Source organism: Nostoc sp. KVJ20 (genome assembly GCF_001712795.1).
Classification (GTDB): domain Bacteria; phylum Cyanobacteriota; class Cyanobacteriia; order Cyanobacteriales; family Nostocaceae; genus Nostoc.
In genome coordinates, this window is the sequence record NZ_KV757675.1 from 28,452 (window position 1) to 42,455 (window position 14,004).

14 protein-coding genes are annotated in these 14,004 nt (G+C 43.0%); 7 read left to right on the forward strand and 7 right to left on the reverse strand.

Translation table 11 applies throughout. The annotated features are described in order from the left end of the window. Positions 1 to 19 precede the first annotated feature (19 nt). Positions 20 to 601: a thioredoxin family protein gene (locus tag A4S05_RS27395; RefSeq protein WP_069072945.1), complete on the forward strand. Its 582-nt coding sequence runs from the start codon at positions 20 to 22 to the stop codon at positions 599 to 601. A gap of 108 nt (positions 602 to 709) precedes the next feature. On the opposite strand, the gene A4S05_RS27400 is transcribed toward A4S05_RS27395, so the two are convergent. Next, positions 710 to 1,222, reverse strand: coding sequence for a hypothetical protein (locus tag A4S05_RS27400; RefSeq protein WP_069072946.1), 513 nt, complete (start codon positions 1,220 to 1,222; stop codon positions 710 to 712). A gap of 815 nt (positions 1,223 to 2,037) precedes the next feature. Further along, positions 2,038 to 2,349, reverse strand: coding sequence for a hypothetical protein (locus A4S05_RS42095; protein WP_176727125.1), 312 nt, complete (start codon positions 2,347 to 2,349; stop codon positions 2,038 to 2,040). A 91-nt stretch (positions 2,350 to 2,440) separates the two neighbouring features. On the opposite strand from A4S05_RS42095, the gene A4S05_RS27410 reads away from it, so the two are divergent. Both A4S05_RS27410 and A4S05_RS27415 read left to right on the forward strand, forming a co-directional pair. Next, the gene (locus tag A4S05_RS27410) at positions 2,441 to 2,887 is read left to right on the forward strand and encodes a hypothetical protein (RefSeq protein WP_069072947.1); all 447 of its coding nucleotides are present in this window, start codon (positions 2,441 to 2,443) and stop codon (positions 2,885 to 2,887) included. A gap of 236 nt (positions 2,888 to 3,123) precedes the next feature. After that, positions 3,124 to 3,621: a hypothetical protein gene (locus A4S05_RS27415; protein WP_069072948.1), complete on the forward strand. Its 498-nt coding sequence runs from the start codon at positions 3,124 to 3,126 to the stop codon at positions 3,619 to 3,621. An 89-nt stretch (positions 3,622 to 3,710) separates the two neighbouring features. On the opposite strand, the gene A4S05_RS27420 is transcribed toward A4S05_RS27415, so the two are convergent. The 4 genes from A4S05_RS27420 to acsF all read right to left on the reverse strand — a co-directional run bounded on the left by A4S05_RS27420 (position 3,711) and on the right by acsF (position 7,519). Further along, the gene (locus A4S05_RS27420) at positions 3,711 to 4,652 is read right to left on the reverse strand and encodes an ATP-grasp domain-containing protein (RefSeq protein WP_069072949.1); all 942 of its coding nucleotides are present in this window, start codon (positions 4,650 to 4,652) and stop codon (positions 3,711 to 3,713) included. Next, the gene (locus tag A4S05_RS27425) at positions 4,646 to 5,401 is read right to left on the reverse strand and encodes a hypothetical protein (RefSeq protein ID WP_069072950.1); all 756 of its coding nucleotides are present in this window, start codon (positions 5,399 to 5,401) and stop codon (positions 4,646 to 4,648) included. Before A4S05_RS27425 ends, A4S05_RS27420 begins: the two co-directional genes overlap by 7 nt. Before the next feature lie 6 nt (positions 5,402 to 5,407). Further along, positions 5,408 to 6,298 carry a hypothetical protein gene (locus A4S05_RS27430; protein ID WP_069072951.1) on the reverse strand — a complete coding sequence of 297 codons (891 nt, stop codon included), beginning with the start codon at positions 6,296 to 6,298 and terminating at the stop codon, positions 5,408 to 5,410. A gap of 144 nt (positions 6,299 to 6,442) precedes the next feature. After that, positions 6,443 to 7,519, reverse strand: coding sequence for a magnesium-protoporphyrin IX monomethyl ester (oxidative) cyclase (gene acsF, locus A4S05_RS27435; protein ID WP_069072952.1), 1,077 nt, complete (start codon positions 7,517 to 7,519; stop codon positions 6,443 to 6,445). Between the two features lie 421 nt (positions 7,520 to 7,940). Here acsF and A4S05_RS27440 point away from each other — a divergent pair, with 421 nt between their 5' ends. Next, a complete protein-coding gene (locus tag A4S05_RS27440) occupies positions 7,941 to 8,435 on the forward strand; it encodes a TM2 domain-containing protein (RefSeq protein WP_069072953.1) in 495 nt (164 codons plus the stop codon). A 67-nt stretch (positions 8,436 to 8,502) separates the two neighbouring features. Here the strand turns inward: A4S05_RS27440 and A4S05_RS27445 are convergent, their stop codons facing one another. Continuing rightward, positions 8,503 to 9,162: a DUF2996 domain-containing protein gene (locus tag A4S05_RS27445; RefSeq protein ID WP_069072954.1), complete on the reverse strand. Its 660-nt coding sequence runs from the start codon at positions 9,160 to 9,162 to the stop codon at positions 8,503 to 8,505. 234 nt (positions 9,163 to 9,396) lie between these two features. Between A4S05_RS27445 and A4S05_RS27450 the strand changes: the two genes are divergently transcribed. From A4S05_RS27450 to A4S05_RS27460, 3 genes are all read left to right on the forward strand, one after another. Beyond that, positions 9,397 to 10,209, forward strand: a complete 813-nt coding sequence (locus A4S05_RS27450; protein ID WP_256091196.1) for a basic amino acid ABC transporter substrate-binding protein — start codon at positions 9,397 to 9,399, stop codon at positions 10,207 to 10,209. Positions 10,210 to 10,504: 295 nt separating this feature from the next. Next, entirely contained in the window at positions 10,505 to 12,508 is a 2,004-nt protein-coding gene (locus tag A4S05_RS27455; protein WP_069072955.1) for a serine/threonine phosphatase, read from the forward strand. Between the two features lie 168 nt (positions 12,509 to 12,676). Next, positions 12,677 to 13,963, forward strand: coding sequence for a protein kinase domain-containing protein (locus tag A4S05_RS27460; protein WP_069072956.1), 1,287 nt, complete (start codon positions 12,677 to 12,679; stop codon positions 13,961 to 13,963). The last annotated feature ends 41 nt before the right edge of the window (positions 13,964 to 14,004 follow it).

Here is a 14,004-nt window from a genome sequence, read left to right on the forward strand (position 1 = left end):
TAAAAATATTGGGTGAAATATGGCTTTAACTGCTTCAACGATGTTGCCATTAGGCACGAAAGCGCCAGATTTTAATCTACCGGAAGTAGTATCTGGAAAGGCAACTTCACTTTCTACCTTTGCAGATAAAAAAGCACTGTTGGTAATGTTTATTTGTCGGCATTGCCCATTTGTAAAGCACATTCAAAAAGAATTAGTGCAGTTAGGAAAAGATTATTTTACAGGTGATTTAGCGATCGTTGCCATTAGTGCTAACGATGCACACAATTATCCAGATGATGCGCCAGAGTCGTTGCAAGCATTTTCCACAGAACAAGGGTTTAATTTTACCTTATGCTACGACGAGAGCCAGGAAACGGCAAAAGCTTACACAGCAGCTTGCACACCAGATTTTTTTGTATTTGATAGCGATCGCCAACTAGTTTATCGGGGACAATTGGATGATAGCCGTCCCAGTAATGATAAACCCGTAACTGGCGCAGATTTACGCGCAGCCATTGAAGCAGTGCTGGCAGATAAACCTGTTACAAACGAGCAAAAGCCGAGTGTTGGTTGCAATATTAAATGGAAACCTGGAAACCAACCCAGTTATTTTGGTTAAAAGGGATTGGGTATTGAGATTAGGGGAGAGGTGACAGGTGACAGGAAATAATCTATAGCCTGTAACCTGTAACCTTTACCCTGTTCTCTTCTTCACTCCCCACTCCCATCAATGTTTAATTTCCAAATTAAGTATGTAGCATCCTAATTGGACTTTTTCTGCCCACAATTCATATTCCAGACGCAAATGTTCTGGTAAGGGATGTCCATTGAGAGTTAGGCTACTAGTAAAATTTCGCAAACGAATAGGATCGTTAGGTTGCAATGACTCAGTTGGCAACCAATAGCGACTAATGCCATAAACGCCTTGTTCCCAAAAGTGACGGTAACTCACTTGGCCGTTACCTTGCATAGTCATAATGACGCGATAAGGGGAAATCTCCAGCCACAAAATTCTGGGACTGTTAGGGGCGTAAGCTTTGCTCTTAGTTTGGGGAAGTCTGTCCTGTGGACTTACTACACTCTCTACTTCGCAGCTAATTAGGGGCGGCGCGGTCAGTAACAAATGGAATCTATCAGTATCTTTTTGATACAATGTTGCGGCAGCTTCGACAACAGACCAGATTGGTAGGTCAGTGGAAATCAGTGATAAGCACACGGGCTTGCGGTGATGGGTCAGCATGGGAGCGATAAGGGCTAAAAGCTATTGAACAAAATGAAATGAACACTCTAGCTGTCTAATAGGTCAACGGTAAGAAACTAAATACTAAAGCAGCCTTAATATTGATGAATCCGCTGATTTGTTAATAAGCTACACAAATCTGGATAGAAATAGGATGAATATCAGCTTAGACAGCAAAAACAGTACTTTCTCTAAAGAGAGCTAATTCGTAAGTAAAGCTTGTAAATATTCTAAGCCTATAGCCTCAAAACAGTGGGGTCGTTTTAAATGCTAAGAAACCTTTTTGAGGGAGACTTACCGTAGATTAGAGCAAGTTTCATACAGTCAAAAGCAATAAAATACCAGCAAGGAAGTCACCAGCAGCGACAAACTAAGTCTCTGATGAATTTCAGGTGTATTCAAAAGCCAGTCTATCCTAATGTCGGCTTCTGTTATATCCGTAGAAACTCACGAAAACCTTTCTTATCAAAACAGTGCTGTACATGGATAGCGGAGCGTTGAGCTAGTACTGAGTAACAAGTGCTGAGTGAAAAAGCATCAAATTTGTCTCTTCCTTGTGCGTCTCGTAGAGAAGAAAAAGCAAAGATTTCCATTTAAGCTAAAAGCCTCTTCAAATCTCGTTTTTAGCCTCTGGCTGGAAATGCTGCGAGCCGCCAGGAAGGTAAGCGACAGCCCCAACGACGGGATTCCCAGTCGGAGACTGGAAATAAGGCAATCTAAAAGCTAGTTATAGACTTGCTTTGACGTTAAGTTGACACCAATGTGTTGGGTTACGCTCCGCTCCACCCAACCTACGTCTTAAGTTTGTCAAGCTTTTAATACCCAATCAAGTCGATTTCAATAAGCAAAATGCCTGATTGCTTTCTCATTTCAGTGGATTTAGCAAGCAAAAAGGCATATTGCTTTCTCAAAATACTTAATTGCTTTCTCATTTCGGTATATCGCGCATTCATTTCGGTAGATTCAGCAAGCAAAAAGGCATATTGCTTTCTCAAAATGCTTGATTGCTTTCTCATTTCGGTAAATTTAGCAAGCAAAAAGACATATTGCTTTCTCAAAAGCTTGATTGCTTTCTCATTTCGGTATATCGCGCATTCATCACAACGATCGCTATGTAACAAAACCATTGTAGAATTGCCGGAGTTTTCTCAAGCTGATCGATACGGAAGTTTTTTAAAGTAAAGAATATTAACCGTATTAGATTAAAAGCTTCATATCATGGCTCGGAGAAAAAGAACCTCTCAGGTGTTAGAAAAAGCAGCGCGTCGTGCTGCTAGCATGAACTCAATTGATCCGAATTTAAGTGTAGGCAATGGACTCACCCTACCGGTCTTCTCAACCTTAATTGAGACGATGCGAACTAGAGAGAATTTATACAACACTGCTCTTTCCAACTTGGATAAGTTGTACCATGAAATGCTCCAAACAGAGCGCGAGTTGGCAGATATGGCAGAACACATGCTCTTAGGAGTTGCTACTCAATATGGTAAAAGTAGTGTGGAGTACGGTATGGCGGGGGGTGTTCCTAAAAACCAGCGCCGAAAGGGACTGCGAGGCGAGTCAACAGTTTCTAGTTTACAGGAACCGTCATTTATTGCCAGTGTGAATGGTAACGGCAGCAAAAATGGCAACCAGAATGGAAACAAAGCAGCAACGACAAGTTAGCTTGCATTAAAAAGCTCACGAATTCATCCGTGGGCTTTAATAATTAGCTTGAGCATTTTTCTTTCGAGAATCGCTATAGATTAAGGCTTCATAAAAATCATTCTGATTTATTTTTATTCACTAACGATGCCATTGCACTTGTAAACAGGTCATGAGTGTTACAGGTTGGTACTGATTTGGGAATGATAACAAAGGGATTATAAGCGTCATATGCCATCCAAGATAGGTGCATAAGCATGAAAAATTTACCGGATATATTGCTGCGCTTATTTTTTGGTGCTGCTTTGGCTGGAATTGGTATAGGTATTTTTCGGTATGGCTCAGGGGGTTTAATTATTAGCTGCAAAGCTACTCAGTCGAAAACAGCATCTTGCACAATAACTGAACGTTTAGCATTTAGTCAACAAATAATTGAAGAGAAAACTATTGATAATATTACACAGGTAAAGGTTGCGATAATTAATGCTACACGATTTACAGAGGATTCTACTGAAGATATACAGTTTTTTCGGGTGTTAGGAGTAACAAGAAAGGGTATTAGTTACCAAATTGGTCAAGATGGAAAAGATCCCACGGAAGCGCAAGCGATCGCAGGACAGATTAATTTTTTAATCCAGAATCCCAATGCTTCACCAATTCAATTAAATTATTCTTCCAATATGATTAATTGGTTAGGTTGGGGAGCAATTGGTTTGGGAATAACTGTGTCTCTTTTTATGCGTACTGAAAAATAATTAGATTTCGGGTGAAATGAGCAGTAATTCCGAAATTTACCCTAAGAACTGCATACTCAAAAGATGAAATTAATTAAACTAATTTTTCATTAAATCCGATTTTTGCCTGCTAGCAAATTAGCGATCGCAGTACTAATCGGCTGACCTGTAAACTGTTGGTAGTAAGTAAACCCAGGTGAAGGATTAACCTCGAAGCAATACCAATCACCTCCAGGTGTGCGGCGCAAATCGATGCCGCAAAGAGGTAGATTTATTGCTTTTGCCAAGACTCTACACTGCTGTTCTACTTCTTTAGGAAGATGACAAGCACGGATTTCTGTGGATTCATCATTCTCTGCGGCATAGCGGTAATCATCAGCTTGAGAAATTACCTCGCTGGCAAAAATCTCTGTCCCGACAACATGAACACGATAATCTCTACCGGGTATATATTGCTGAAACTGAGTCGGACAAAAAGATACATTATCAAGGCGTTCTAGATGCTCAACTCCCACACGCGAGACTTTGCTCCGAATACCACTGATTGATTTATAAATAATATCGCCGTGGAGTTCCCAAAAAGATCGCACAGCTTCGGGGTCTGTTGTAACAAGGGTTTCGGGAACTTTAAAGCCGAGTGAGCGAATTTGCTCTAACTGATAAGGTTTAGAGCCATTAGCAGCCATTGCAGACGGACGGTTAACGACAAAGGCGGGTGTAATTTCCGACCAAGACATTAAGGTATCATCAACTGCGATCGCATGTTGCCAAGCTGGACTGTTTACACCCGCTTGGGCAATTTGAGGAAGACGGCGGGAGTCATAGGGGCGTAAGTAAGCAGCAGTGATTTCAGTTAAATCAATTTTTTGATACCAAGTACGAATTTGTCCTTGGACTGGTAAATCTAAAACATCGCCTACAGAAAGTTCAATTTCAGTATCTAAAATATCTCGTTGGTCTAGGAATACTGACGGTATGCCTAGACTAGTTAGTTCTGAGTGAACTGCTGCTAAAGGAGCTTCTTCGGTAATACCCCACAACAAAATCAGCATTTGGCATTACCTCCATTCAAATACTCAAGGATGGCATCGCCTACATCTGGTGCAGAAATATCAGTCCACAAGTCAGCGCCCAAAAACTCTGCTGGAGATTCACTGCTGCTAAAATGAACTGTCAACAAGTCAACTTCAGCAGCATCAGCGATACGTCTGGCGTATGAAGCTAGGGTTTTTTCAACTTCACCCAAACAGCGATCGCCCACCACCGTCACCTTGACCGAAGATTTTTCGAGAACCTGGGAACATACATTTGCCGACATCGAACTTTGCCGTCGCACTGGACGTACTGGAATACCAAGTTGAGCCGCTGCATAAACCCATTGTTCAGGTCGCCAAGCAGGCCCTAATAAATATGTTGGCGTTGGTCTGTTCAAGACTGGACATTTTAAGCTAGATAACCAAGCAATTAAAAAGGCATTCATTTCCGTAGCGACGTATGCTCGGTCTTCAGGGACAATGTGTAGAAGTTCCTGTTCAAAAATAGAAGGTAGGCGACTTAGAACGCCAGTGATTTGATCGAGAGCGATCGCGCAACCCGTCGGAGACATCGCAACCCCACCTACCACTGCTGAGGAGGATAAGGGGGAATTGATTTCCCCATCAATAGAACTCAAGTAATGTCGCCATCCAACCACTGACAAATCTTCAAGCGTCAGTAGGCTGACACCATGACCATGAGCCGCCCAATTAGCAACCAGCGCCTTAGCGGCTTTGTCATGACGACTGGCGACAATAACCAACACGCTTGCTTAATTCCTTGGTTGATTAACTACTTGTTGACCGACATTTGGGCGTTCTTGGGGCTGGATGAAAGCTTGCCCATTTGCCTGTTCTATTTGATCAAGACGTTGAGCCATCAGACCGATTAGCCGCTGTAGGTCATTTGAACCATCTGCTGAAGTCAGATTTTCAACTTGACTTGTCTCAGGGAGTTTTTCAGCCTGAATTTTCTCGAAGTCTTTATCTTTCTGAACTTTCTCAAATTCTTTAACTTCTATCTTCAGTTCCTTGCTCTGTTTAGACACTGGGGCTGTAAGGGTAAACAGGCTTCCACCAACAGATGTAGGTAAAGAATAAGCTAATTGATCGAAGTCTAAAGCAGAACGAGATACTAATAAGTTCTGAGGCAGGAATGTACCTCTATGTTCAGGCGTCAATAACAGGTTAACTGGAGTTGTTCCTGAAGAAGAGATTAAAGAGATTTCCACATATCCACGAATCTCTAATTTCGCTGCTTTGATGATATCTAGCTTGGTGACATCAGGCAGTAAAGTAACCAAAGCCGTATCGTGGGCAGGAATTTTCAGAGAGTAAGTGAATTTTCTGGGATCGCCTGTAGGAGTTAGGTCTTGAAATTGATTGTCTACACTGACATCCTGAATAACCACTGTATCAGCTAATATATCGGGCTTGGAATCACCTAGTTTTAGCGGTGTAGTTAGAGCAAATTGCAGCCTTACTGCAATATTTGAACTGCTAGTATTTGCAATCGTCAAAAAGTAACCTTGGACAACAGTACGGGCAACAGCCTCAGTACCAGGAGCCGCAACAGGTGTAATTGGCTTTACTAAAAGTTCCAAGGTTGAGACTAGAGTTGATTTTGGTCTAATAATTCCAATTCCGTTTGATATGTCTGTCATCTGTTTGTTTACATCGAAACTACATATCAAACTTAACTGCCTAGACTTATTGACGGATAGTACCCCATAGGGTAGTATTCGGGACAAAAAAAAGTGGTTCTGTAATCAACAGAACCACCAAAGCTTTCGCAAACCTGTTATAACTTAACGAACTGACCCTTGAGCAGAAACAGTATCAATTGGTTTCATCAGGTACAGCCGCAATAACTGCCAGCCATTGGAAATGTAAAGTGGCAGTTTTTGGAAGATTTGCAGGAATTTGGGAGTGCTGGAATTAGCGATCGCACCCAACTTCTCATTATTGCTTATACAAATATCCAGCCGCTCATAAAACTCTGGATTCTCTACATCCAGCATCAGTGGGAACACCCGACCTGCGTTTTCGTTAGTCTTCTGAATTACATGGATGTCGTATTCTCGCGCATCCAACCCAAGGGTGGCATAAAAGTCCTTGCGTTGGATGTCATTGAGATACATGGTCGCAAACACCGACAACAGGAAGAACCGACTCCACAGCCGTGCTTTCCAATCATTCAACATTTGCGGCTGAGATTTCATGATGGCATCGAAGAAATCACCATGACGGTTTTCATCTTGACACCAGTTTTCAAAGAACCGGAAGATTGGATAAACCCGGTCTTCGGGATGTGCTTCTAAATGGCGATAAATAGTGATATAGCGCCAATAACCGATCTTCTCAGAAAGATAAGTAGCGTAGAAGATGAATTTCGGTTTAAAGAAGGTATAACTGCGGCTCTTAGTCAAAAACCCTAAATCTAGGGACAGATTAAAGTCCGACAAAGCTTTGTTCAAAAAGCCAGCGTGACGTGCTTCATCCCGTGACATCAGGTTAAAGCACTCTGCCAAGACGGGGCTTTTTCCTTTCAAGCGACGACCAAGTTCTTTATACAGCAAAAAGCCGGAAAACTCTGCTGTACAAGAACGTTCTAGAAATTCAACAAACAATTTGCGAGTTTCCCCGTCAATATGATCCCAGGATTGGTCAAACTCGGCATCCCGAACAAAGTGATGGCGGTTGTAGTCGGTGCGGAACTCTTCGAGAATGGCTTGCAACTCGTCTTCATTGACGGAGATATCCATCCGCGCCATTTCATCAAAATCGGTAGTATAAAACCGAGGTGTTAACAGGGTTTCTTTTGCCGGGACTTTAATCCCTGGCCGGATTTCTTCAAAGCCTGGTTTTTTGAGGGAATCTACCATGTCTTGATTGCTCTTTCGTCTTTATTATCTTAAGTAGACCCTTCGGGTTTGGCACTTCCTCATCGGGAAAACACCCTCTGAGCGACTGCTTCACCAGAAAGCCAAGGGTAATGTTCTGTTAAAACGTAACAGCCCACAATAATCCAATTGTATAAAGTTCAGTCTACCAAGGTGCGGGTGAGAAATTTGTAAGCAAAAGATTAAGAGTTGCAACAATCATTCAATGTTTGCGGAACCAAGAATCGCGGATTAGTAGTCAAATAAACTTAGTTCAGTGATAATCACTATTTCGATCAAGGGTAGTATTACGCGCTTTTTGTATCTCAAAGCACAAATACCTCAGTAATTTTCTTTAGTTGTTACTACAACATGGAAAACCCATCTTAGACAACAAGAGCAAATCCAAAGGGTTGAAAACAAGATGAATCTTGAAAACAATCAGCAGAAAGACCGACTTCTTGTCTCTTACATTTTGTGTGCAGTCGGATTTATCGGGGTGGGAGGATTGCACCGTTTCTACAATGGCAAGATCGGGACTGGTTTGTTGTGGCTGTTGACTGGTGGCGTGTTTGGTATAGGGCAGGTCGTGGATTTGTTATTTATCCCCGGCATGGTTGATGAATACGAACGCAATTTGAGATTAAAAGCAGGTGTATCTCCCTTGGGTGTGCCGTTGAATCAAGCAGTGGTTGCTTCTCAAGTCCACCGCCCAACAGGCAACCAGCTCATGATTAAACTAATTGAAGCGGCGGAAAGTAAGGGTGGTTTTTTAACTGTCACTCAAGGGGTAAAGTTCACGGGAGCTAGTTTTGCTGAAGTGGAAGCTACTCTCAATGAAATGTACAAATCAGGTTATGTAAAAATTGATAACGACCCCAATACTGGAGCCGTTACCTACCATTTCCATGAACTTTAATTTGTCATTTGTCATTTGTCATTTGTAAAAAAACAATGACCAATGACTAATAACTAATGACTCATGACTAATTTCTACCTAACCACTTTTGACCATCTAGGCGCTGAACTAAGCCAAATACCAACAAATCGAGGGTAATTTTGCGCTCATCGATTAAGAATGACTCAAGAGTGCTAGGTTTTTTGCCTTCATTACAGGAAAATCCCTTTTTCCCTTGAATATCTTCTTCGGGGAAATACAGATTAAACTGACGCAGACCTATTTCTTTCCAACTACCGATAATTTGCCAGCATTCTTGGGCAGATTCAAAGCCAGTGATTGGCACTTTCTGCTTGGCAAAAGACACCTGTAAATCTTGCACACCTTGTTGAGCGATCGCTTTTTGTAAAGCTGGCAAATAGTCTTGCTCGATGAACTCTACAAAAGGCTTGTCTTCAACAGATGGAGCTTTTTCCTTTTTGGCGGCTTTAGCTGCGGCGGCGGGTTTTTCTCCTGTTGCTGCGGCGGCTGGTTTTTCGTCTACTGCGGCTGCGGGTTTTTCTCGCTTAGGTGGTACAGCAACCGGTTTAGCAGCATTGGGATTATCTTCAGGGTTTGCGGCTTTAGGATCTGGCGTGTTGGCAGTAGGAATATCTGTGGCTTCGGGTGAGTCTGTACTAGGAACCTGCTTATCAGTAGTGGTGGGAGCTACTTCTCCCGCTTGATTTTGATTGGTTTGGTCTGCCATTGCTCAGGTCAATCCTTTAATCTTGCTTTGGGAGCGATCGCTCACCTTGATGTATCGGGTATTTTTATTTTGACATACTAGTACCGCTGCGCGAAATTCATAATTTGTAATTCAGATAGCGCAAGGATTTCATTGCTTTACCCTTAATCAACCCCTCCGGAAATTAAAATCTAAAATTTATACAGAGCAATTTGGTAGCTCAAAAAATATTTTTAATAGGTGTGGGCATGACTAATGAATATAGTGAAATTGATGAACTTGAAATGGCAGCAGCTAATTCTGAGCTTAGGCTGTTTCCTACTGATCATTGCCTGTAATAAGTATTATCCAACTCCAAATCCAGATGCTCAACCTCTCAAAGTGGCGACAGATCCCACCTTTATCCCCTTTGAAATCCAAAAGGCTAGCAGTCACAGTCACTTAGAAGGTTTTGATATTGATTTGATGAATGCGATCGCTAAAGTAGCAGGTTTTGCAGTCCAGTTTGAAACTCTGCCTTTTGATGGCATGATCTCGACCTTGCAAGCCAAAAGAGTCGATGCAGCCATTAGTGGGATTACAATTACCGCTGAACGCCTGAAAACAATTGCTTTTTCCAGACCCTATTTTAAAGCTGGACTAGCGATCGCTGTACGCGAAGACAACCAAAATATTAAAGACTTCAACAGTCTCAAAGGTAAAAAAATTGCTGTACAAATTGGTTCCACTGGGGCAGATTTTGCCAAAACCATCCCCAATGCCAAAATTAGTACGTTTAATTCTGGGCCAGAATTTTTCCAGGACTTACTCAATGGCAATGTTGATGCTGTAGTTAGCGATGCTTTCGCTACTTTATATGCAATTAAAAATGACAAACTCAAAGGCATCAGAGTTGTTGCCGATCTACTCACTGAAGAATACTACGGAATTGCCACGCCCAAAGATTCCCCTCATCTGGATGCAATTAACAAAGGTATAGCGATTTTGTTATCGAATGGCACTTACAAGCAAATTTATCAAAAATGGTTTAACGCTGAACCTCCAGAATTGCCAGACTCTTGGCAATAGGGCATTGGGCACTGGGCATTGGGCATTGGGAATTGGGAATTGGACATTGAAAAAAGGCAGAGGAGAAAACTCTTCCCTATTCCCTATTCCCCATTCCCCAATCCCCATTTATAAGCAATTGACTGCCAATATATGAAATATTTATCTAATATGCGTCACAATTAATACTGCCACCAAAATTCATTGATGAACTACAATCTCTTGTAGGTCTACTGTAGTCAGGGACAGCCAATTGTGGCACCTTGGATCTTAGTGGCTAGAAGCACCTTGGAACGGGAATAAAGGAACTTCCACTATGCTGATTTGCCCTCAGTGTAAATTTGAAAACCCCAATAGCAACAAATTCTGTCAAAACTGTGGCGCGTCCCTGACTCACAAGGTCTGTCCTAAATGCAGTACCGATGATGTACCTGTGAATGCACTACGTTGTCATAACTGTGACACGGAATGTGGAACAGTGTTTTGGGCAATTATTGCTAAAGAAACGACTGGGGAAGCTTTGAGAATAGACGAGGATGAGGGAGAGAAGGGAGATGTGGGAGTAGACGGAGATGAGGAAGCAATACCCTCCTCATCTCCTGTATCCCCTAGTTTTCAGATTGCATTAGGCTCCTATTTAGACTCCCAAGAGCGCTATCAATTGTTAGATACGCTACCTATCCAAACGGAAACTACCTCCATTACTGATGTAGGTGTGAGAGTTCTAGACTGCCAACCGTATCAAATATCACCGATTGGGGCAATGCTAGCAAGTCAGCAATCAGATTTGCTAACGCCATCGGTAGAAACAAGTGAAATTCCTCACCTTGCTAGACTTTATATTGCCTTACAATCCCAAGGTGAGCGGGGAATACCGCCAATTCACGATGCATGGCAGCAGGGTGATATACAGGTAGTAATAATCGAAGACCGCTCAAATTGGCAGCATTTACTTGATCGCTGGCAAGAAGAAACAACGAGTTCGTTAAAAATTTTACACTGGTGTTATCAAATGGCCCAACTTTGGGCAGTATTGGAACCAGTAAATTGTCGTCAAAGCCTTTTAGATTTGTCGAATTTGCGATTGGATGAAGACCAAACGCTGGCGCTACAAAGATTGTATGTAGAATCATCGAATTCTCTTCTTGTCGGCGAGTCGCCAGAAGATGTCCAAGCCCAAACATCCGATATTCCAGAGAAGCCATTAACTATCCAAGCTTTGGGGCGGGTTTGGCAATCGTTATTTAGGCAATCTCAACGTACTCAATTTGGCTCTGTAGTCCAGATGTTGGGAGATTTAGATGCAGGCAAGATTCAGACGATCGCACAATTGCGATCGCGTTTGGAGGAAATCTCTATTGAAATAGAAGCACTAGGAACCCCAACTTTGCCCCCAATAAAGGAGAAAAACACGGCTGTGCCCACTATCCCGCAATCAGATGAGCCAGAAGATATCATTAGCAAAACTGATGATATGCCAACTGTTGTGTTGGCAATGCAGTTAAGTAGCTTAGAAGATGCAGGACGCACAGATGTGGGACGTCAACGTCATCATAACGAAGACTACTTTGGTATTGAAACCAAAATCCATAAACTGGAGTTGCCCAAAAGTCGAGTCCTGGAAGGGCATGGTTTGTATATTCTCTGTGATGGTATGGGTGGACACGCTGGCGGCGAGATAGCCAGTGAGTTAGCAGTCAACACCCTACGGCAATACTTTCAAGAACACTGGATTGCCAACCAACTGCCAACAGAAGAGAGCATTCGTGAGGCAGTGTATTTAGCTAATGAGGCGATTTTCAAGCTCAATCAACAAGATGCCCGTTCTGGAGTTGGGCGTATGGGTACAACTTTGGTAATGCTCTTAATTCAAGATACTGAAGCAGCAGTTGCTCATGTGGGAGATAGCCGTCTCTATCGTCTGACGCGCAAGCGGGGACTAGAACAAGTCACAGTAGATCATGAAGTTGGGCAACGGGAAATTACTCGCGGAGTGGAAGCAAGCATCGCTTATGCCCGCCCGGATGCGTACCAACTCACTCAAGCCTTGGGGCCTCGTGACGAAAGCTCCATTGATCCTGATGTTGGCTTTTTCGATCTTAATGAAGATACTCTTCTGCTGTTGGCATCGGATGGTCTATCAGATAATGATTTACTAGAAACCCATTGGCAGACTCACTTAGAACCCTTACTTAGTTCTGGCGCTAACTTAGAACGGGGTGTTACAGACTTAATTGATTTGGCAAACCAACACAATGGTCATGACAACATTACTGGTATACTAATTCGGGCAAAAGTACGCCCAAATTTGGAAAGTTGAAATAAATGGGCATAGGGCATGGGGCATGGGTAATAAGCAGAGGAGCAGGGAGCAAGAGAGAAGAGTTTTCCCCCTGCCCCCCGCACCCCGCCCCTCTACCTCTTTTCAATGCCCAATGCCCAATGCCCCATGCCCAATTCCTAATCCATTTACCTTGTAGGTTGTATTGTGGTTAGTCTGACCCTGTTAGAACCGCAACAGAAAACGCCCCTCCAGCAGTGGTGCTTTGAGAACTCCTCCATAATTCGGATTGGTCGAGCGGCAGATAATCACGTTGTTTTAACTGATAGTTTAGTTTCGCGGCATCATCTAGAACTTAGACAAGTCGATTCTCCCGGCAATGACGGTGGTTGGCGGCTGATTAGTCAAGGTACAAATGGGACTTTCCTCAACGGTATCCTTGTAATTCAGAGTCCGTTACCAGATAATTCCCTTTTGCAACTTGCACAGGGAGGCCCAATACTGCAATTCCAACTTCAGGATGTAACAGTACTGGAAACTGGTTTGCGATCGCCACAACAGATGCAAGGCACAGAAGAAAACGCCGCTGCAACGCTCTACTCAGCCCAAGGTATAGCAAATTCATCCTACATTTGCACCCACGAAGGCAACTCCCCAAACAATCTGTTTTGCATCCACTGCGGTCAACCTCTCTTGGTGCAACAGAGGATTCGCCATTATCAGGTGTTGCAAACTCTTGGGCAAGGAGGTATGGGTACTACTTATCTCGCTTGGGATGCGGCTGGTCTGATTGCGGGTATGCCACAACTTCTGGTGTTGAAGCAAATGAATGCTGATATGCTAAGAATTGCCAAAGCTCAAGAATTATTTGAGCGAGAGGCCTACACTCTCAAATCCCTTAACCATCCTGGAATTCCCAAGTATTACGATTTCTTTGTAGAAGGCGGAAAAAAATACTTGGCAATGGAACTAATCCACGGACAAGATTTAGAGAAACGTGTCTATACTACTGGCCCAGTGACACCAAACCAAGCGATCGCTTGGATGATCCAAACCTGCGATATCTTAGACTATCTTCATAGCCAAGAGCCTCCACTGATTCACCGCGATATTAAACCCGCCAACTTAATGGTGCGAAGTGCAGTAAATCGCATAGTGGTGCTGGATTTTGGCGCAGTTAAGGAAATTGGCACAGCGCCCGGAACTCGAATTGGTGCAGAAGGTTACTGCGCTCCTGAGCAGGAACGAGGACAACCTTTGACTCAATCTGATTTATATGCAATTGGGCCAACGCTGATTTTTCTGCTCACAGGGGAAAACCCTTTCAAGTATTATCGCCAAAGAGGGCGAAACTTCAGGTTTGATGTGGCAAAAGTTCCCACAATTAGTTCCCAATTAAGAGATGTGATTGATCGCGCTACAGAACCATTGCCACGCGATCGCTATCAAACTGCAAAAGAATTAGCTGCGGCTTTAGCTGCCTGCAAAGTTTAGAGAGTGGGGAACAAGGGAGTGGTGAATATTAAAAATTCCTA